9 protein-coding genes are annotated in these 21,470 nt (G+C 73.1%); 3 read left to right on the top strand and 6 right to left on the bottom strand.

Annotated elements, in window-relative coordinates:
- Positions 1-100 precede the first annotated feature (100 nt).
- From WMF29_RS39560 to WMF29_RS39535, 6 genes are read right to left on the bottom strand one after another with little or no spacing between them, the layout of a single operon-like run.
- Positions 101-4,222, bottom strand: coding sequence for an RHS repeat-associated core domain-containing protein (locus WMF29_RS39560; RefSeq protein ID WP_437325256.1), 4,122 nt, complete (start codon positions 4,220-4,222; stop codon positions 101-103).
- Positions 4,223-4,256: 34 nt separating this feature from the next.
- Entirely contained in the window at positions 4,257-6,710 is a 2,454-nt protein-coding gene (locus WMF29_RS39555; protein WP_437325255.1) for a hypothetical protein, read from the bottom strand.
- Complete coding sequence (locus WMF29_RS39550) at positions 6,707-9,247, bottom strand: type VI secretion system Vgr family protein (protein ID WP_437325254.1); 2,541 nt, start codon at positions 9,245-9,247, stop codon at positions 6,707-6,709. Before WMF29_RS39550 ends, WMF29_RS39555 begins: the two co-directional genes overlap by 4 nt.
- Positions 9,244-9,747, bottom strand: a complete 504-nt coding sequence (locus WMF29_RS39545; protein WP_437325253.1) for a hypothetical protein — start codon at positions 9,745-9,747, stop codon at positions 9,244-9,246. The genes WMF29_RS39550 and WMF29_RS39545 overlap by 4 nt, the downstream gene beginning before the upstream one ends.
- A complete protein-coding gene (locus tag WMF29_RS39540) occupies positions 9,740-11,923 on the bottom strand; it encodes a type VI secretion system Vgr family protein (RefSeq protein ID WP_437325252.1) in 2,184 nt (727 codons plus the stop codon). Before WMF29_RS39540 ends, WMF29_RS39545 begins: the two co-directional genes overlap by 8 nt.
- Positions 11,920-14,124, bottom strand: coding sequence for a type VI secretion system Vgr family protein (locus WMF29_RS39535; RefSeq protein ID WP_437325251.1), 2,205 nt, complete (start codon positions 14,122-14,124; stop codon positions 11,920-11,922). The genes WMF29_RS39540 and WMF29_RS39535 overlap by 4 nt, the downstream gene beginning before the upstream one ends.
- A gap of 596 nt (positions 14,125-14,720) precedes the next feature.
- Between WMF29_RS39535 and WMF29_RS39530 the strand changes: the two genes are divergently transcribed.
- The 3 genes from WMF29_RS39530 to WMF29_RS39520 all read left to right on the top strand — a co-directional run bounded on the left by WMF29_RS39530 (position 14,721) and on the right by WMF29_RS39520 (position 21,467).
- The gene (locus tag WMF29_RS39530; RefSeq protein ID WP_437325250.1) at positions 14,721-18,917 is read left to right on the top strand and encodes an nSTAND1 domain-containing NTPase; all 4,197 of its coding nucleotides are present in this window, start codon (positions 14,721-14,723) and stop codon (positions 18,915-18,917) included.
- A gap of 129 nt (positions 18,918-19,046) precedes the next feature.
- Positions 19,047-20,045 carry an ADYC domain-containing protein gene (locus tag WMF29_RS39525; RefSeq protein WP_437325249.1) on the top strand — a complete coding sequence of 333 codons (999 nt, stop codon included), beginning with the start codon at positions 19,047-19,049 and terminating at the stop codon, positions 20,043-20,045.
- Positions 20,046-20,297: 252 nt separating this feature from the next.
- Positions 20,298-21,467 (top strand): hypothetical protein, encoded by a 1,170-nt coding sequence (locus WMF29_RS39520; protein WP_437325248.1) that lies wholly within the window; start codon positions 20,298-20,300, stop codon positions 21,465-21,467.
- Positions 21,468-21,470 lie beyond the last annotated feature (3 nt).

Genomic DNA, 21,470 nt, shown 5'->3' with positions numbered 1-21,470 from the left:
CTCGGACATGTCCGCGAGCGAGCTCCGCGGTATCTGTGATTTGCTCCGCGGATGACGCAGGATTGATGATGGATATGCTCACAGATTCATTGAAAACCCATTAGCCCGACGGAGGGCGTCGAAAGGGCAGTCCATTGTCCGGCCGCGCAACGTCGAGCGGCTGCGTGTTCGAGCCTGGCTTGATGTCGAGCGGCTGCGTTCTTGAGCCCGGGTTGATCGGGCGCGGCAGCGTCGTGTATTGGTCGTGTCGGTTGCCCTGACGGGGCATGCCATTGTAGAACGAGTTCCACTGTCCGGGGCGCGTGTAGTCTGGCGGAGGTTCAGGCTTGCCAGGCTTGGGTACATAGGTCGCGCTATTGGCGACTCCGACTGGAGGTCCGATGTAGAGGCCGAGGTTCCAGACGACATCACTCGGACCGTAAACGTACCGGTTCGGAAAGGAGAGGGATATCTGCTGGGCCACGCCGTCTGGCATGCGACCCACGTTGCACGAGTTGAGGACGATGTTTCCTGCGCTGTTGTAGTTCCCGACAGCGCCGATCATCTCCAAGAGCTGGCGCGGCGTATGGTGGGTCGTCATCCCGTTCGCGTCTCGCACCGCCACGTGGTGGGCGGTCCCGTGCACCGCGATCACGTACTTGCTCGGGTCCGGCTTGACCTCGGTCATGCACACGGCGATGAACTTGTCATGCGCCGGGTTGCCGATGATGACGCAGGAGAGTCCCAGCGGATCGACATGGGTGGTGGGGCTGCCGTCGAAGGCGAACAGGTTGCGGCTTCCGAGCAGCTCGAGCGGATCCGGCGTCAAGAAGCGCGCGGTCTTCGGGTCGAAGTAGCGGTAGCGGACATAACAGAGCCCGGTCTCCTCGTCGTGGTATTGGCCGAGCAGCCGGAAGGGAGACGCCACGGATGAGTCGCCCTCACGTCGCGCGGTCTCGACGATGAGGCCGAAGGCCGCGTGGCGCGCTGACCACGCGACGTCACCCTTCACGCCGATGAGCTCGGTCGGGGTGCCGAGATGATCGGTGATGACCGCATGGACCGCGGCGCCCTCCTGCTGGAGAAGCGGGCACATCGTCCCCGGCTCATGCACGAAGATGCGCACGCCGCGCTCGGAGTCGAGCTCTGCAGCGAGGCAGAGGCCGTCCCATAGGTACTCGACCACGCGGGGTTTCGGCGCCTCCGCCATCGCCAGCGCGCCCGGTGAGGAGGGCGGGATGATCTCCTTCCTGATCCTGCGGCTGAACGCATCGTAGCTGAAGAGCACACGCGTGCCGTCGCAGAGCTGGGCTTCGCGGAGCTGGCCGCGACAGTCCCAAAGGTACTGCGTCTCGCCGTCCGATCGTGCCTCGCGAATTCGCCGGTTCGCGCTGTCGTAGGCGTAGGTGGCCTCCTCGGTGCGTAACAAGAGTCCGCCCGGCCCCGTCTCCCAGGCCGAGCTCGCGGGCTTCAGCGAGCCTCCCGCGTCGTACACGAAGGACTCGCGCCCCTTCGGAGAGCTCACCTCGAGCAGCATCCCGAGCCGATCGTAGCCGTAGCGTGTGAGCCCCCAGCGCCGATCGTTGCGCTCGACGAGCGCGCCGCAGGGATCGTAAGCGTAGCGGCGATCCACGAGCGTGCGCTCGGCGACGCCGACCCAGTCTCGGATGGGGCGCGCCATCGGGTCGAGCTCGCGCCGCGCCTCCACGCCCGCACCAACGAAGACCTTGCGGACCACCGAACCGGCGAGATCGCGCTGGATCTCCACGCGATAGCCGTCGTGATCGAGCGACGAGACGTTGCCTTCCTCATCGTAGGCATAACGGGTCACGTGCCCCGTCGGGAGGTGGCGAGCGACGCAGCGGTTCTGACTGTCGTATTCGTAGCGGATCGTCCGGCCATTTTGAGTCTCTCCTACCACGCGGCCGAGCGTGTCGTGCTCGACGGAGAGACGGATCTCGCCGCTCGGATCGTCGACGATGTATTCGACGACGCGGTCCTCGGGCGTCTCGACCCTGATCGCTCCGTGCGGCGTCTCCTCCGCGACGAGCCTGCCTGCCCCGTCATACCGGAGCGCGCGGAAGGTGCCGTCAGGGTTCTCCACGCGCACGAGGCGGCCGTTCTTGCCGTGCTGCGCGCGGGAGACGCGGCCGTCATATGAACGGTGTTCGCGGAGGTTGCCGGCGCGATCGTAGCGGAAATCGAAGGTCTCGCCCTTCGGATTCATCACCTGCTGCAGGCGCTCGTTGAGGTCATACGATAAGGACCAGACCGAGCCATCGGGCAGGATCGCCTCGATGGGAGATTTCAGGCCGGCGTAGCGGAACGCTTCGACGCGCCCGAGCGCATCCGTGCGGCGGGTCAGGCGGCCGAGCGCATCGTGCTCGAAGCGCAGGGAGGTCCCGTCCGGTAAGTGCAGCGCGACCGGCCGGCCGAGGGCGTCGAGCTCACGGCGAGTCACCCTTCCCAAAGGATCGACGTAGGCGACCGGGCGCCCGAGCGCGTCGTGGCGCCAGCGGCGGATCCCTCCGCGAGGCGTGTGCTCCTCAATGGCGTTGTGCTGCTCGTCGTAGATGAAGGCGCCGCGAAGCCCGTCCGGTCCGTGCACCTCGGCGAGGCGCCCCTGTTCATCGTACTTCAGCGCGAGAAAGGCGCCGGAAGCGTACTTTATCGAGATAAGCCGATTCCGGTGGTCATAGCCGAAATCGGTGCGCACGCCACCCACGCGGCGCTGCACGAGCAGATCCTCCGCATAGTCAAGCTCGACGAGCGGGCCGAGTGGGTCAGCCATCCGCGTGATGTTTCCTCGCGGGTCACGGGTGAGCGTCAGCGTGTCACCTGCCGCGTTTTTGGCCTTGAGGAGCAGACCATCGGCATCGAACTCGAGATCGCGCACGGAGAGGCCGTCGGTCGAGGCCTCCCGCACCACCGAGCCGTCTTCGGGCTGCCACTTGAAGACGCGGGGTTCGGGGTTGCCGGTGAAGTGCGTGATCCCCTGGTCGAGATCGTAGGTGAGATCGCCGGCATGGAGATCGCCGTCGCCCCAGGAGCGGATGCAGCGACCTGTCTCGGCATCGTAGAGGTAGTGGAAAGAGAGACCGGTCGGAAGCGTCTTCCGAGTGAGGCGGCGCTGCTCGTCATAGCCGTACGTCTCGGTATGGCCTAACGCATCGGTCACCTGCGCGAGCTCGCCTGCATCGTTGTATGCGAACGAGACCGCGTGGATCGGTGCGCGCCCTTCGCCGCCAGGCGGGAAGACATCGAGACGCACGAGGTGGCCGTTGCCATCGTGCTTGAGGGTGATCGTGCGGCGCGCGGTGTCGACGACCCGCGCGAGCCGCTCCACCTCGTACTCGAGTATAACCTTGTGCCCGGATTCGTTGGTGATCTCATGGAGGACTGCGCGTCCGCCGCCGCTCGGGCGAAAGGTGCGGGTGAGCCGCGTGTCGAGCGAGAAGACCGTGGCTCCGCCCCGGCTGTCGCGGGTGAACACGAGGCGTTTGCCGCGGTGGAAGGCTGGCTCGCGTGGCTTCGTATCGCGCACCGTGATCGTCGCGCCGTCGGCGTCACGAAGGTGTAACGTATCACCGGCGAGCTCGATCCACTGGTGATACGAATGCGTCCAGCCGCCGCGCCCGAGCGGCGTGTGCTCGCCGATGCACGCGGAACTGTAGAGGCGCTTCCATTCGATGGGGATCAGCCCCGGAATCGAGATGTCGATGCTCTCGTCGACCATCGCGCCGGATGCAACGGAGATCGGATCGAGCACCACCATCACGTTCACGGTGGCGCCGGAGTGAGTGGTGGCCTGGATGATGTCCGCCGCCAGGAGCACCCCGCTGATCTGAGCGATGTCTGAGGATGCGCCAGCTGCGTTGAGCCACACATGGTCGCCGGTACAGGCAATCCCACGATCGCCCGATACTACCGTCGTTGACGAGGTGAAGACATTGCACGCCTTGTTCACGACGTGCGTCACGGCGTCTCCCCCGGTCCCCTGGCAAGGGGCGTTACCTGGCGCCTGGACATTCATCGTGCTGCCATCCAGGAGCACCGGCGCGCCGCCAATCTCGATCCGCTCGCCTGTATCCGTCGCGCTCGACGAGAGCGCGACGTACGGGAACGGGGTTGGAACCGGACCGACGGGAGGCACCGGCGGCGCATGGCTCAGGGCGGGCACGAAGCCGGGACAGAAATGATTGCTCCGTGTCGTCGCAATATATTTGTAATTGATCGTCGCCATGGCGCTCTCTCTCCTCTCCCGCTCGCCCCGGTCCTCAGCCCCGGCTCCGCGCCACCTTCAGAAACGCCACCAGGTTCGCCTCCGCCCTCGCCCAGAACCCGCTCATGTCGACCGCGTGCGGCAGCCTCAGCCGCGCGCGCAGCTCGTCGACCCGCGTCTCCACGGCGAGGCGCGACAGCCTCCCCGACGCGCACTCCTCCACGGCCTCTGCGATCGAGAACTCGCGCCCCCCGCGGTAACGCCCCCTCGGATCGAGCCGCAGCGCCGCGATCGCATCCCGCCAGGCCCCGGCCTCCAGCTCCCGCGTCTCTGCAACGATCGGCCCGAACAGCGTGCGCAGCGCCTCCGCCGCATCATCCGCGAGCGCCTCGTCGTCGAGCTGCTGGATCATCCACCCGGCGCTCGCCGGGCAGCCGAAGCGCGCCACGGCGGAGAGCGCCCCGCGCGTCGCCCGGTGGCGGCCGAGCAGGCTCTCAAGCCGGGGCCAGTCGCCCGGCTCACCGGCCAGCGCGAACAGCTCTGCTGCGCGCAGGCCGACCCGTGCGCACAGCGCCTCGTCGCGCACCAGCTCCACCTCGCCGCCGAGCACGAGCAGCCGCGCCGCCGACCAGGCCACGTCGGGGGATGCCCTTCCACACAGCCCCCGCAAGCGCTCGACGAAGCGCGCACGCTGCGCCTGAGGTAGCCGCTCACAGCCCCAGATCCCGGCGCGGACCACCGCGTCGTGCTCGTCGGCGAGCGCGGCGCCGAGCGCCTCGGCCGGCAGCTCGCCGCGCATCGAGCGCAGGTTCACGCCGGCAGCCCGCGCGATCGGGTGCGCCGACGCCGACAGCGCCCGCGCCAGCCCCGCGAGCCCAGGCCGCTCGACCAGCGCGAGCGCCTCGGCCACGGCGATCGCATGGTCCTCGGCGTCCTGCGGAAGCAGGTGCGCCGCCCGGTGGATCGCGGCGAGCGCGTCGTCGCCCGCGAAGGCGGCGAGCGAGATCGCGCCCGCGAACGACTTCCACGGGTCGTCCACCCAGCGCTCCCAGAAGGCCGCAACCTCGATCAGCGCCCGAGGCCCCGCGGCCACGATCGCGTCGATCTGCCGGAGCATCCGCGCCTCCGTCTCCGGAAGCCACGAGCGCCGCCCCTCGACGCGATCCCGAGCGAGCGCGGCCACGAGCTCCGCGCAGTGATCCACGATCGACGAGTAGAACCCCGCCAGCGTGACCTCGATCACGCGCCCCGCGTCGAGCCGCACCGCCGGCGCGGGGGCGCTCTCGCGCGGCAGCTCCGGGAGCGCCGGTGCCACGTCGTTCGCCGCCCCGCTGCTCGCCGCGCCCGCCCCCCCGGCGCCCTCCTCGATCCACGCCTCGTCTCCCGGCTCCTCCACCTCAGCCGGCGGCGGGACGAACGCCTCGCGCTCGACCCCCCGCGCGATCACCGCCCCCGAGAGCGGCATCATCACCGGAAGCGCCCCCTCCGCTCCCGCCGCGACCTTGCCCGCTCCCGTGCGCGGCGCGGCCCCGAGCGCGATCCCGCGGGTGCCATCGCGGGAGATCGCCCAAGCCACGAACGACCTCCCGGCCTCGGCCGGCGCCGCGCCGTGCCGGAGCGTCGCGAACGCGCACGCGAGCCCCATCACGCCCGCCGCGGCCCCGAGCTCGCCGATCTCCGCTTCGAGGCAGCGATCGAAATAGCTCGGCGACAGCCGCTCCGCGCACCGCGCCGTCGTGAACTGCCACTCGCGGCACCGGAGCGCGCCGACACGTCCCTGCCCGAAGACGGCCTGGATCGGCCCGGCAGCGGCGGGCAAGCCGCGCAGGAGCGCCGTCATCGCCGCCGCGTCGACGGGCTCGTCGTCCTCGTCGGTCGCGCGCCCCGGCGCGTGCCGGCTCGCCACGATCTCTCCCACGCCCGCCACCCCCCACCGCGACGCCTGCTCCGCGGAGGCCACGAGCAGCGCCCCCGCGCCCTCGGACGGCGGCGGCGGCGCGAGCAGCCACGGGCTCTCCGGCCTCCGCCGCCGCTCGGCGAGCGCGTCCACCCCGGCGAACGAGTCGACGCCCACGAGGAGCGCGGCGCCGCCCGCGCCGCCCGCGAGCAGCTCCGCGATCCGCGCCAGCGCCGCGAACGCGCCCGCCGCCCCGGTGAAGCGCTGCGCCGCGGGGCCGAGCGCGCGGGCCAGCTCCGACAGCGCTCCCTCGGGCAGCCCCGGCCGTGGCGCCGGCGTCACGACGAAGCGCGGGATCCCCGCGCTGTCGCCCCCCGGCAGCGCCGCGAGGGCCTCGGCGACGGCGCCCCGCGCGAGCGCGAGGAGGCGGCCCCCGTCGGCCTGCGAGGGCCTGATCCACGGGCAGTAGCGCGCGTCGATCCGGCGCCCGTCGGGCCCGATGAACGGCGACGGCGGGGGCGGCGGCGCTCCGGCGCGCGGGAAGAAGACGTGATCGCGCGCCGAGGCGCCGGCGGGCGAGACCAGGCCGAGGCCGAGCACGGTGAGCTTCATCGGTGCGTGAGCGAGCCCGACTGCTTCGAGCTCCCGGTGATGGTGATCGAGGGGGACTTGATCGTGACGCCCGCCGGCGTCGCCGAGATCTCGGACGCCCCGCACCGGAAGGTGATCGGGCTGCCGCCGAGCTTCAGGTTCCCGCTCACCTCGAGCGTGAGCGCGCTCTTCGCGGTGAGCGTGTACGAGCCGCCCGCGCTGATCCTCAGCGCGCCCTTCACGTCCGAGGTCATGGCCCCCGCGACGCTCCGGGTGATCGCCCCCCGGCTGCCGATGTTCAGCGATCCGAGCCACTCGCCGAGGCCGCCGCCCACCGTGAGGCCGGCGCTCGCGGCGCTGCTCGTGTGGCTCCCGTTGATCACGGTCGTCGCGGGGCCGGCGGTCACCCACGAGACGGGGCCCGGCGTGGTCAGCGCGTAGAGGGCGCCCACCGCCTCGGTGTACGACCCGCTCGCGACGACGCTGCGGTGGCCCGGGCCGGGGCCCGCCGGGCCGCCGCCTGCGCCGCTCGCGCCCGCGGCCCCGCCGCCCGGCGCCGCCTCGCCCTGCGCGGGCCGGCCATGATCCCACGGCATCGGGCTCGACGACCCCTTCACCGCCGCCAGGATCGCCTCGCCCCCCGGCAGCAGCGACATCGCGCTGCCCGCCGCGCTGTCCTTGATCGCGGCGAGCGCGCCCTCCGCGCCCTTCGCCTGGTAGCCCTCGTAGGCCGCGCGCGACGCGCCCATCGCGGACGCCGCGATCTGCCCGGCGACGCCCCGCGCGCTCACCTTCGACAGCAGCGCGGACGCGGCGAGGTTGGCCGCGCCCTTCACGGGGTCGCCGGCCTGCTCCACGAGCATCCCCCCCACCACGGCCGTCTCGGCGCCGACCTCGCTCACGAAGTTGCCCCCCGCGCTCTGGCGCTGCGCGGCGCCCACCGTCACGCTGCGGGAGCCGTAGCCGCCGATGTACCCGAGGTGCACCGAGGTCGACTCGTCGCCCCCGACCTCGGCCTGCAGGGCAGCGCCGACCTGGAGATCTTCGTTCTTCAGCGTCTGCGCCTCGTGATCGCCCCCGACCGTCGTCTCCTTGGCGAAGGGCGCGTGCACGAGGACGTGCTCGCGGCCGGCGGCGTCGTCCATCTGGATCGCCGTCCTCGCCCCCGCGCCGGGGGAGCTGTCGGTCGCGATCGAGGTCACCGTCTTGTTCGCGGGCAGCGCGAGCGGCGGCCGCTGCTTCTCGTTGTACGAGCGCCCGAGCACCACGGGGCGATCCGGATCGCCGTCCTCGAACATCACGAAGACCTCCCAGCCCACGCGCGGCAGGAGCATCGGATCCGGCAGGTGCGGCTGCGCCACCCGCACGGGCAGGCTGCTCCGCTGGTCGTCCTCGCCGTGCAGATCCCAGTGGAAGCGGAGGTGGACGCGGCCGAGCGCGTCGGGGTGGATCTCCTGCCCGCGCTCCCCGGTGACCCAGGCCGACTGCACCCCGGCGATGCGCGGCCTCGGCGTGACCTTCGGCAGGCGGAAGGGCACGCTGGCCGGGATCGCCCCGACGCTGGCGCGGAAGACCCCGTCGCCCGCGTCCCAGCGCAGCGCCACGTCGGTCACCACGAAGTCGCCCCCGGCCTGGACGACGCCGTGGTGGTCCGGCGCCTCCACGAGGCGGCAGCGCGCGCCGGGCGAGAGCGCCAGCGCGTTGCTGTCGAACGACAGGCGCGCGGCCTCGGCCCGCAGCGACTCGAGCCGGATCCGCGCGCGCTCCGCGCCCTCCGCCGGCGAAGCGAAGCCGCCGGGCGCCTCGTAGACCTCCACGTCCCGCTCCGCCTCGACGCCCCCCGAGGCCTCGGCCTCGAGCGCGAGCCGGGGCTGATCGGGGCTGTGATCGCGGAGGACGACCTTGCCGGCCGCGCGCCGGAGCCGCCGCGCCGCGTCCACCGCGACGGGCCCCGGCTCGTCCAGCGTGCTGCGCGTGACCAGCGCGACCCCGCCCGGGTAGGCGTCCTCGGCGGAGGCGGAGTCGTCCTCGAGGACGAACACCTCGCCCTCGCCGTCGTCCTCGAACCGGAAATACAGCCCGTGCTCCTCGCAGATCCGCCGGACGAACGCCGCGTCGCTCTCCTGGTACTGCACGACGTAGCGGCGCTTCGGGTAGGACGCCGCGAGCCGCTTGCGCACGGTCCTGTAGCCGCCCCCTCGCACCACCTGCTCGACGATCTCCGGCGCCGTCATCTCCTGGAACGTGCGCGCCCTCCGGGTGAGCCCGAGCAGGGCGAAGCGCGACGCGAGCGTGAGCCGGTAAGCACGCAGGTGCTCGTGATCGCTCGCGATCACGGCGAACCGGGCGACGACGCCGAGGAACGTCCTGCTCCCCGCGGAGGCGTCGAGGGCGAGCCGCCCTGCCTTGCGGAGCACGCTCCCGGGGGCGACGAGCGCGTCCCTCGGGCCGTGGAGATCGATCTCGAACGTCGAGGCCTCCCCGAGCCGCTCCACGCCGCGGACGCGCGACGGCGAGAGATCCGGATCGCCCTCGATCGTCAGCGCGACGCCGCTCACGGCAGCTCCACCCGCGCCGAGAAGATCCGCACGAGCGCCGCCATGTCGATCACCAGCCGGTCGCCCTCGATCCGCACCGCGCCGCCGGGCTCGATCCGGAGGCTCGATCCCGGCACCTCGAGCTCCAGCGTCTCCCTGGCGCGGAGCCGGAGGTGGCGGGCGTCGAGCGCCAGCGTCCCGTGCGCGTCCGGCGCCGGCGCCGAGGCCGTCTGGAGCGCGCCCAGGATGGCGACGCCCCCGGGCGCGTCCGCGAGCACGACGGTGCGGCCCTCGCGCATGCACTCCTCGATGAACGCGGGCGAGACGCCGGCGGCGAGCGTCGCGAGGAGCCGGCGCCCGTCGCTCGAGCGCACCTGGAACGCGGGGCGCGCGCCGCTCTCCTCCTCGCCGCGCGCGGCGATCATCTCCACGACCCCCGGGTGGAGCCCGGGGCCGAGGGGCTTCGCCTCGCCCCGCGCGGGGCGGGCGGTCGATTGCTGGACCGTGCGCGACCTAGCCATAGTGATGAACCCCTTCCTCCACGCTCGACGTCGGACCCTCGAGCTTGCCCGAGATGGTGATGGATCCAGGGGTCATCGTGATCGTCACCCCCTGCGCCTTGATCGTGAGCTTCGCGGCCGCCTCGACGGCGACCTCGGCGCCGGCGATGTCGGCGGCGCCCCGCGAGGTGGTCGTCACCTTGCCGAAGCTCTCCGCGACGTCGCCTCCCGCGGCGACGCTGCGCGAGCCGAAGCTCTCGGCGTAGAGCCCCCGCACGGTGAGGCCGTAGGAGCCGGCGTCGATCGTCTGCGCGCCCGAGACCTTCACGATCGCCGCGCCGGCCACGCCCACCGACTCCGACGGGCCGGCGGTGGTGCTCACCGAGCCGCCGACGAGCAGCGTCGAAGCGCCCTTGACGAACACGCTCTGGTGCTCGACGCCGACCTCCTCCTTCGCGCCGCCCACCATCCGGACGAAGCTCGGCGTCACGGTGAGGTAGTCGCCGCCGGCGCGGATCACGCGGGCGCCCCCCACGGTGATCGCCTCGGAGGCCGCCTTCAGCCCGTAGTTCGAGTCGACCGCCACCTTGCGCTCGCCGCCCACCTCGAGCGACAGCGCGCCCGCCACCTTCTCGACCCGCCGCTCCTTGACCTCGACCGTCCGTGCGCCGCCGACCACGCGCTCGGATCGCCCGGCGATCTCGGTCCGCTTGTCGTTCTCGGTCCGCTCCCGGTAGTCGCCCGACGTGTCGAGCCCGAGGCGCTCGTTCCCGGCCTCGTCGCTGATCCCGACGCCGCTGCCGCCCGAGCCGCCCGGGGTCGCCCGCGTGCCGAGGCGGGTCTCGACCTTCTTCGCGGGCAGCGGGGCGGGCGGCGCCTGGACTGCGTTGACCATCCGGCCGAGGATCACGGGGATCTCCCCGCCCCGGTCGCTGAAGCCGACGAGCTCCTCCCAGCCGACCCGCGGGTTCAGCATCGCGCCCGAGAGCTGCGGCTGGATCACGCGGGCGAAGCCGGAGCTCCGGTCGTCCGACGTGTCGCGCGTGTCGCGCGTGTCGCGCGTGCCCTGGCGATCCCAGCGGAGCCGGAGGCGGCTGCGGCCGTGCTCGTCGAGGGCGATCTCCTTGCCCGGCGGCCCGGTGACCACCGCGGTCCCGGCGCCGCCGCGAGGCGCGGGGGCGCGGCGCGCCGGGCGGAAGCCGTCGCGCGCCGGGACCGCCTCGAAGCGAGCGCGGTAAGCGAGCTCCTCCGGACCCCCCTCCGCCCTCGCCTCGTGCACGACGGCGAGCACGAGCCAGCGCGCGTCGCCGAGCTCCTCGGGCGGGCTTGTCACCTCGACGATCTCGCCGGCGCGGAGCTCCGGCGCCGTGGCCTCGCCCTCGAGCGAGGTCGCCCCGGCCCGGCGCTCGGCGAGGCGGATCGCCGCGAGCTCGCGGCCCGCGTCCGGATCGTCGAGGGCGCCCGGGACCTCGTACCACTCGAGCGCGCCCTCGCCCGACGCGCCGCTCAGATCGAGCATCGGCCGCGTGAAGTCGTACGCCTTGAGCGCGACCTTCTCGACCGCCACCCGCTTCCGGACCCGCGCCGCGTAGAGGGCTCGCCCGGGGACGAGCCCCGCCTCGTCGCGCCACGGGATCGCCGCGCCCGTGTCGAGGAACGTCTCGGGCGCGTCGGCGACGTGGAGGAGCGCGGGATCGCCGTCGTCCGGGAACCAGCTCATGCCCTCCTCGGCGAGGAGGCGGGCGCAGAAGCCGAGGTCGCTCTCGAAGACCTGCGCGCAGTGGGGCCGCTTCGCCGCCGCGCGGCGGGCGCGGAGGTCGAGGCGGACGCCGTGATCGCCGAGGACGCGCGCCGCGATCTCGGTGGCGCTCTCGTCGACGAAGATCCGGTAGTCGCGCGTCTCGTCGAGCCGGGCGACCGGCGAGGCGAGGGTCACGCGCGCGTGGGCGTCGCGCTCCTCGACGGCCTCCACAGCGAGCGCGAAGCGCCGCTCGACGCCGTGGAAGCGCAGCGTGAGCGTCGCTGCGCGGCCGATCAGATCGAGCGCCGCGAGCTCGGCGGGCTCGCCGCCCACGAAGGCGGCGCAGCGCGCGTGGGCCACCGTCGGGGCGCAGGCGCGCTCCTCGACCTGGCACGCGTGGACGCGGAGCTCGGCGTCCACGCCGGGGATCTCGAGCAGGATGGGTCGCTCGCTCACTTGCCCGCCTTTCCGCTGGCGCGCCGGGTCGTGCCGCCGTCCACGTGGGTGACGCCGCCGGTCGTCTTCAGCTTGCCGCCGCCCAGCGTCATCGTGCCCGCCGCGATGCTGCCGCTGGCCTGGATCGTCACCACCGGCGCGCTGATCGAGACCTTCCCGCCCGCGCCGATCGAGACCTTCCCGGCCGTGATCGTGCCCATCGACGCCTTGACGCCGACGTTCCCCGCGGCCCGCTCGTGCACCGCGCCCGCCTGGCTCCGCTTGCCGCCGTTGATCGACTCGGCGTAGCTGCTGCAGCGGATCGTCCGGGACCCGCGGCAGGCGTAGGTGCGCGCCGCCGCGACGGACTCGGTGACGCCGAGGCCGCTCGCGATCGACGTCGTCCCGAGCACCACCCGGGCGCAGCCGCCGCTGACGTTGACGTTGGACTGGTTGCAGAGCAGCGCGTAGCCGCCGCCCACGACCTCGACGCACGATCCGCTGGCCAGCACGGCGCGGTTGCCGGTGACGTCGACGAGCTCCGCCCCGCCGACGAGCTCGGAGCTCGCCCCGTCGACCGAGAGCAGCATCTCCTGCCCCACGTCGACGCGCTGGGTCGCCCCGACGCGCGCGGCGTGGCTCCCGAGCACGTTGCTGGTGAGCGACAGGCCGACGACCTGCGCGTCGTCGCCGTCGATCCGCGTCGTCTCCGGGCCGCCGACCTTGACCGAGAGATCCCGCGAGGCGTGGATCGAGAGCGCCTCCGCGCCCGCGTCGTCGACCATCGTGATCCCCTGGGTCTCGCCGCTCCTCGGCGTGGTCCAGGACTGGAGCGCGGTCGTCGCCGACGCCGCGGGGAGCGGGAACGGCGCGACCGCGGTCGCGTTGTAGGCGCGGCCGAGGACGAAGGGGCGATCCGGCGAGCCGTCGAGGTAGCCGACGTGGACCTCCCAGCCGACGCGGGGCAGGAACATCGAGGCGCCGAGCGGGTGCTGGAGGCAGCGGATCCAGTGCGAGGCGCGGTCGTCCGTGATCCCGGAGCGATCCCAGAGGAAGCGGAGCTTGATCCGGCCGAGATCGTCGACGTGGATCTCCTCGCCCGGCGGCCCCGTGATCACCGCGCCGTCGATGTGCTCCACCGCGGGCGCCGGGCGGATCGCGGGCCGGAAGGGCGGGTGAGCTCCGCCGTCCGCGGCCTTCGTCGGCCTGAGCGCGATCCGGTTTCCGTAGGGCGTGGCCGCGCCGCCGTCGCGGCTCGGCCGCGCGTAGCGGTGGGAGAGCTCGGCGACGAGCATCCGCTGCTCGAAGAGGTCCGCGCCCGCGCCCGTGATCTCCACGAGGCGCCCTGGCCCGAGGCGGATGCAGTCGCTCTCCCCCGTGACGGCGACCTTGTCGCGCTGCAGCTGCTCCAGCCGCCGCCTGGCCCGCGCCTTCGCGGCCTCGGCCGTGGGGACGCCGGCCGGGACCTCGAGCCACGCGAGCTCGCCCTCGCCGGCGTGGCCGTCGATGTAAACGTCCGGGTGCCGCACGTCGAAGTCCCGCACGGTGACCCGATCGGCCACGGCCCGCTCCTCCCACTCGAGCGACGAGAGGGCGCGCGCGCCGAGCTTCGCCCCGCGGGGCCCGGCGTAGGGGAGCGCCGCGCCGCCCTCGATCCCGTCGTGCGAGCCGTCGCCGTCGCCGAGGACGACGCGGTGCTCGCCCTCGGCCGTGGTGTCGAACCAGTACGAGATCCCCTCGTCGGCGAGCAGGCGCTCGATGAACGCCCACTCCGCCTCGGCGTACTGGACGCACTGGGGCCGCACCGGGTACGCGCCCGCGAGCCGCGGCTCGATCGCCGCCGCGGGGATGCCCGCGCCCGCCAGCACCTCGGTCACGACCTGCTCGGTGGTCTTCTCGAGGAAGACCCGGTAGCCGCCGCGCAGCGTGAGGAGCCATGGGGGATCCGAGAGGCGGAGCGCGTAGATCCGCTCCCGGCCGCGGCGGAGATCGCAGCTCGCCTCGACGACGAGGAGGCGGACGAGCCGCTCGGAGCCCTCGGCAGGGTCGACGAGCGCGAGCGTCGCCGGGGCGCGGAGGAGCGCCGCCAGATCCACCTCGTCGGGGACGGCGACGCGCACTTCCCACGACGAGAGGGCATCCATGGCCTCGCGCCCCGCGAGCTCCAGCACGACGCACTCCCCCAGCGGCTCGCAGGCGAGCCGGACGTCGACGTCGCTCATGGCCCCCAGGCCCGGGCTCCGCGGGGGAGCCCGGCGTCATTCCACGGAGATCTGCGCATGTTCGCTGCCACCCCGAGATCGCTCCTGGCCATGCGAGGTCGCCGTGGCCGGTGTAGACAACAGCCGCAACACCGTAACAGAGCAGATCTCCGTACCCGTTGGCCAGCCCGTCGAGCCGTGCCCAGGGGGCCGGCTGGTCGCGAGCGTCTCGCCGCCGCGCTTCCACGCCGTCATGGATTGCGCTGAGCCGCCCGAAAGCGCGCCGGTCGTGGTGAGTCTCCGGAGCCTCGGCGCACCCAGGCTCGCGCAATTACGCGTGTCCTGCCGGAATGAACTCTCTATTTCTGCCGACCAGAGTGGTTATTGGTCCGAGGGCACTGATGGCGAGCGACAGAGCCGACCTGGTCCACGACGCCTGACAGGCGCGCTTGCCGCGGTGGGGATGCCCGCGCCGGTCAGCACCTCGGTCACGAACTGCCCGGTGGTCTTCTCGGGGAAGGTCCGGCAGCCGCCGCGCAGCGTGGCGTCGGGCAGACCACACGGGGAACGCTCAGCTCGAGTATATTCGCCGCGCGCCCGGCGCGGGGCGGACCCTCGTGAAAGAGAAGATTGCTCCAACCCTCTCGCAGGCGATCCTGGGCCCCGGCGGCGTAGAGACGCAGTCGCGGGCGGGCGACGTCCTGCCGCCGTCGAGCTTCGGCCCGGAGAGCCTCGGCCCGTCGAGCTTCGGCCCGGAGAGCCCCGGCCCGTCGAGCTTCCACCCGCCGAGCCGGTTCGAGGAGTACCGGCTCCTCCAGAAGCTCGGCAGCGGCGGCATGGGCGATGTCTACCTCGCGCACGACACGCTGCTCGACCGCATGGTCGCGGTGAAGTTCATCCGCGCGGCGACCGCGGACGCCGAGGTGCGCGCGCGGCTGCTCGCCGAGGCGCGCGCGGCCGCCCGCATCCACCACCCGAACGTCGTCGCCGTCTTCCGCGTGGGCGAGCTCCGGGGGCGGCTGTTCGTCGTCTCGGAGTTCGTCCGCGGCCAGAGCCTCGACCGCGTCGACGTGCCGATGCCCTCGCGCCGCGTGCTCGAGCTCGGGGCGGGCCTCGCGCGGGGCCTCGCCGCCGCCCACCGCCGGGGCGTGCTGCACCTCGACATCAAGCCGGCCAACGCCGTGCTCACCGCGGAGGGCGAGGCGAAGCTCCTCGACTTCGGCCTCGCCAAGCTCCTCGAGCCGGCCGCGCGGCCCGACACGCGCGGGGCGCGATCCGACATCCCTGGAGGGCGATCCGACATCCCTGGAGCGCGATTCGACGTCCCTGGAGCGCGATTCGACGTCCCTGGAGCGCGATTCGACGTCCCTGGAGGGCGATCCGACATCCCTGGAGGGCGATCCGACATGCCCGGAGGGCGATCGGACATGCCCGGGGCCCGATCCGACAGCCCCGGAGGGCGATCCGACTCGCTCGGCGCGGATGCGCTCTCTGGCGGCGAGGCCCTGGGAGGGGCGCAGGGCGATACGGACGCGGTGATCGCGCCCGGCGACGAGCCGCTCGAGGGCGAGTTCCGCGAGGCGGCCGAGATGGCGGCGCGGCTGCTCGACGCGACGACGAGCGTCGGCGGCGGCACGCCCCACTACCTGCCGCCCGAGCTGTGGCGCGACGAGCTCGCGACGCGCCGCTCGGACGTGTACTCGCTCGGCGCGCTGCTCTTCGAGCTCTGCGCCGGCGTCCCGCCGCACCACGACGTGCCGATGGGCGAGCTCCCGCTCGTCGTCCAGAGCGAGGCGCCCCGGCCCCTCGCCGCCCTCGCGCCGGGCGTCGACCCGCGGCTCGCGGCCGTCATCGAGCGGTGCCTCGAGATCGACCCGGCCGACCGCTTCGCCTCGGGCGACGAGCTGCGCGACGCGCTCGAACAGCTGCTCGCCAGGAGCCGCCACGCCTCCGTCGCCCCGGAGGGCAACCCCTACCGCGGGCTCCTCGTCTTCGATCTCGAGCACCGCGCCGTGTTCTACGGGCGCAGCTCCGAGACGGGGACGATCCTCGACCGGCTCCGCTCCGAGCCCATGATCGTCGTGGCCGGCGACTCGGGCTCGGGCAAGTCCTCGCTCTGCCGGGCCGGCGTGCTCTCGCTCGTGCTCGAGGGCGCCCTCGGCGGCGGGCGCGCCTTCCAGACGGCCATGATGGTGCCGGGCCGGCACCCGCTCGCCGCGCTGGCCGCCGCGCTCGAGCCGGTCCTCGGCGCCCCCGCCGAGCGCATCGCCGAGGCCGTGCGCGCCGCGCCGGGCTCCCTCGCACGGGACCTCCGCGCGCGGCTCGGGGAGCGCGGCGGGCTCGTGCTGTTCATCGACCAGATGGAGGAGCTCGCGACGCTGAGCAGCCCGGGAGAGGCGGCGCTCGTCGGCGAGGTGCTCAGCGCCTTCGCGGCGCGCTCGCCCTCCCTGCGCCTGCTCGCCACGGTGCGCGGCGACTTCCTCGCGCGCGTCGCCGGCATCTCCGGCCTGGGCGACGACATCGAGCGCGCGCTCTACCTGCTCCGCCCGATGTCGGCGGACAAGCTCCGCGAGGCCATCACCGGGCCGGCGCGGGCCAAGGGCGTCGCGTTCGAGTCCGACGCGGTCGTCGACGCGCTCGTCGAGTCCACCGCGCGCGCCGAGGGCGGGCTGCCGCTCCTCCAGTTCGCGCTCGCCGAGCTCTGGGACGCCCGCGCCGCGCCCGACGCGCCGCTCAGCAGCGCCGATCTCGCGCAGATCGGCGGGGTCGAGGGCGCGCTCGCCCGCCACGCCGATCGCGTGCTCGGCCGCATGCCGCCCGAGGTCCACGCGGCCGCGCGGCGGCTGCTCGGCGCGCTCATCACCCCGCAGGGCACGCGGGCGCGGCGCGCCGAGGGCGAGCTCGCGGAGAAGGGCGGCGACGGGGCGGCGCGGGCGGCGCTCGACGCGCTCGTCCAGGGCCGCCTCCTGTTCGCCCGCGAAGGCGAGCAGGGGACGGTCTACGAGATCGCCCACGAGGCCCTGATCCACGGCTGGGGGACGCTGCGCCACTGGCTCGAGGAGCAGCGCGAGCAGCGCGCGACGCGCCAGCGCCTCGAGGCCTCGGCCGCCGAGTGGGAGCGGCTCGGCCGGCGCCGCGACGCGCTCTTCAGCGCGCGCCAGCTCAAGGAGGCGAGGGGCCTCGACCCGGCCGACCTGCCGCCGCGCGAGGCGGCGTTCCTGAGGGCGTCGCGGCGCGCCGTCCTGACGCAGCGCGCGGTCCGGTGGGCCCTCGTCGTGGGCGTCCCGCTCGTCGCCGCGATGCTCTATGGCACGCTGGAGCTCAGGGCGGCGCGCCAGCTCGCCGCGCGGGCGGACAGGAAGATCCACGAGGCCGCGCTCACCTCGTCCGCCGCGGCGATCGAGCGCGCCGAGGCCGATGCGCTCCGCACGGAGGCGCTCTCCGCGTTCGATCGCCGGCTCCGTGACGAGGGGGAGGCGCTCTGGGAGCGCGCGCAGCGGCGCGCCGCCGAGGCCGAGCGGCTGCAGCTGCAGGTGAGCCAGAAGCTGGAGGCGGCGCTCACGCTCGACGGCGCCCGCAACGACGCGCGCGCGCGGCTCGGCGACGTGCTCTACGAGCGCGCGCTCGCCGCGGACGCGCGCGGCCACGCCTCGCTGCGCGACGAGCTGCTCCAGCGCATGACGACGTACGATCCCGACGGCGAGCGCCGGCAGCGATGGAACGCGCCCGCGGAGGTCGCCATCGAGACCGATCCCACGGGCGCGGACATCACGCTGGAGCGGTACGAGAGCGACGCGGAGGGGCGCCGGCAGCTGGTCGGACAGCGCCTCCTCGGGACGACGCCCTTCGCGAGCATCGCGCTCGCGCAGGGCTCCTACCTGCTCACCTGCGAGGCGCGGAATCGCACCATCGTGCGTTATCCGTTCCTGGTCCAACGCGGAGAGTCATTGAAGCTCTCCATCCCGCTGCCGCACGCCGGGGACGTTCCTCCCGGGTACATCTACATCCCGCCGGGGCGGTTCCTCTTCGGCGCCGCCCTCGACGACATGTACCGGTGGGCGTTCCTCTCCACCGTCCCTCTCCACGAGATCCGCACAGGCGCGTACCTCATCGCGCGACACGAGACGACGTTCCAGGAGTGGCTCGACTACATCCAGGCGCTCCCGAAGGAGTCCCGCGGCAGCTCGTCCATCCAGGCGGGCAATGGCGCCATGACTGGCGCCCTGGGGCTGCGCCGTCTGCCAAATGGTGTGTGGCAGCTCACGATCCAGCCCACGGTGCAGGCGTATACCGCGCGGGCAGGAGAGCCGCTCGTGTATCCATCGCGGGCGGTCCGCGCGCAGCAGGACTGGCTTCGTTTCCCCGTCACGGGCATCTCCTTCGCTCAGGCCACCGAGTATGCCGCGTGGCTCCACAGGACAGGCCGCGTCCGCGGAGCCCGCCTCTGCACCGACTACGAGTGGGAGCGCGCGGCGCGGGGCGCCGACAGCCGCATCTTCCCGCACGGGGACAGGCTGTCTCCCGGCGACGCCAACTTCGATGAGACCTACGGCAAGGAGAGCTCCACGATGGGGCCGGATGAGGTGGGCTCGCACCCTGCCTCACGTAGTCCGTTCGGGGTCGATGATATGGCGGGAAACGTGCTGGAGTGGGCCATCTCTTCGATCGAGACCGACAAAGTGCTGTTGCGAGGTGGTGCTTATATCTATGATCAAACCTCGGTCCGAAGTGACAACCGGACCGTCGTTGATGGCACCTTCCTCGACCCGGTGATCGGGCTCCGCATCTGTGCCTCGTTCCCTCCACCACCGTGAAGGCGACGAGGCCCGCGGCGCTCGGACCGCCGCGGGGTTCATCGCTCGCGCGATCGGGCTCGACCGCCGGAGGGAAGACCGTCGATGCGCAAGGCGTCACGGCTTTAGCGGCAGCGCTCGGAGGCGATCATGTTGAAGCGAGGGTTCCTGGCAGGGTCGATGGTCTTGCTCCTGTCGGTCGGCGCCGGCTGCGTCGCGGAGATCGACGGCGGCGAGGACGAGGAAATGTTGGCGGAGAGCTCGTTCGCGATGAGCAGGCTCAACGGCATGAACCTCAACGGGGTCCGCTTCAACGGGGTTCGGTTCAACGGGGTCCGCTTCAACGGGGTCCGCTTCAACGGGGTCTCGCTGGACGCGACGACGCTGGTCGGGACGCGCGATGGCGACGGCGCGCCGGTCGCCGGGGCCGACTTCATCGGCGCGGACATCGAGGCGGTCCTGGACGATGGGTCGTCGGTCGCCGTCCGCATCACGAACGTCGTCGAGCGCGACGGGCTCCTGTACTACACGGTGAAGTACAACGCCGGCCCCGGGGTCTGGGTGAACATCTGCGGCGAGGGCCTCGACGCGATCCCGGTGAAGGGGACGTGGGACGCGGTGACGGGGGCTCACTCGGACGACGGGGGCATGTTCACGTTCGCCTGTCAGGGCGCCGCGATCGGGAAGTGCGCCGAGTGGGGCTACAGGGAATGGGTGGCCGAGGCGGAGTGCAATGCGAGCGGCTGCGAGGACAGGGATCTCTCGTACTTCCATCAAGCGTGCATCCGCATGGTGCGCGCGGACTACTGCGGCGACGGCGTGCCGCACACGCAGACCGGGACGGCGATCGACGTCTGGGATGCGCTCGGCATCCAGACCGAGACGGTGGGCTCCGGCATGAGCCTCGAGGCCGAGTGGACGGCGGACGGCGCCGCCTGCGTCAAGCACACCCGGTGGAAGGGCCCCGGCGGCAGCAATCCGGATCGCGACTACATCATGGCGCATTGCCCGGAGCGGTGGGCCGGGGACGATCCGAGCTGCGGCGGGGTCGGCTCGACCTTCCACAAGGAAAACGGCTTCACGACGCCGCTCGGCCAGCGGCGCCTCCTGCGGAACGCGTCGTTCACGACCAACGTGAGCCCCCGGTAGGCGGCGCCGTCGCGCAGGTCCGGGCGCGGTCACGCCCGCGCCCGGGCCGGGGAGTGCCGGAGTGTGTCAGCGCTGCGGCGCGACGATCGAGGGGAGGTGTGCCGCGCTTCCCGCAGAAACCGCCGGTCTCGACGCGATCGCGCTGCGACCGGCGGTGGTACATGGCTTGCGATAGAGGCCCGCACAAGCCGCCCTGTTCCAGGCTCCTCGCAGCGCTCATGAGGCAGCAGGCATGGGCTGGAGGTGCACGCCATGCTGCTCGACCGATCCTTTCGACGAACGCTCATCGCTCGTCTCCTCCTGTGCGCCGGCCCCTCGACGGCCGCTGCCCTCTTCGTCGCAGCTGCGGGCTGCGGGGAGCCCGAAGCCGAGCCCGCCGACATCCGGTGCTTCGAGTGGTCCGAGGACCTCGGAGCATGCCTGGACCGCCGGCAGGCGTGGGAGGAGCTCCAGCTCGTCTACTGGAAATGCGAAGACAGGATCGTGTCGGTGGAGAGCGACGGAGAGCTGCGCGACGGCGCGTGCTGCTACGAGGTGAAAGCCGAGGATCTGAGCGATACCTGCATCGCGGAGGGCCGGCCGTTCACGCTCGAGGGGCACCGGGTGACCGCGGCGCCGCGGGAGGCGGAGGCCGGATGGCTCGGCCGTGCGACGGCGAGCGGCGCGGGGGGGCAGCAGCCTTCGCTGGCGGAGCTGACGGACGAGGAGCGGGAGACGCTCGCCGGCGGCTGGCTCCGGAGCGCGCTCGAGGAGCACGCGTCGGTGGCGTCGTTCGCGCGCTTCGCGCTGGATCTCATGGCGCACGGCGCGCCGTCGTCGCTGGTCGAGGCCGCCCACATCGCCGCGCTCGACGAGGTCGGCCACGCCCGCCTCGGGTTCTCGCTCGCGGCCGCCTACCGGGGCGCCCCCGTCGGACCATCGGCGTTCCCCATGCCGCCGGCGGTGCCGATCGCCGCGGATCTCGCGGCGCTGGCGCGCGCCGCCGCGGAGGAGGGCTGCGTTGGCGAGACCGTGGCCGCGGTGATCGCGGCGGAGAAGCGCGCCCGCGCCGAGGATTCTGCGGTGCGGGCGGCGCTCCAGGTGATCGCGGAGGACGAGTCCCGGCACGCCGAGCTCGCCTGGCTGACGGTGGCGTGGGCGATCGGGGCCGGCGGCGAGCCGGTCCGCCGCGCCGTGGCCGAGGTGTTCGAGGCCGCCGCGGCGTCGCTGCAGCGTCCGCCCCCGCCGGGGGCCGAGCCGGGCGGCGGCCGCGCCGCGGCGCTCGCGGCGCACGGCCACCTCGGCGGGGCCGACGTGCGCGCGCTGCAGGGCGCGGCGCTCGCCCAGGTGGTGCTGCCGTGTGCGCGCGCGCTGGGGCTCTGGGAGCGGAGCGCTGCCCGGAGCACCGGGCGAGTCGAGGAGAGATACCGCCAGGACGCCTGAAGG

The sequence above is a fragment of the Sorangium sp. So ce381 genome (genome assembly GCF_051473845.1).
In the GTDB taxonomy this organism is placed as follows: Bacteria; Myxococcota_A; Polyangia; order Polyangiales; family Polyangiaceae; genus Sorangium; species Sorangium atrum.
The sequence above is the reverse complement of the archived record's forward strand: the minus strand, read 5'-3'. Positions and strand labels throughout refer to the sequence as shown.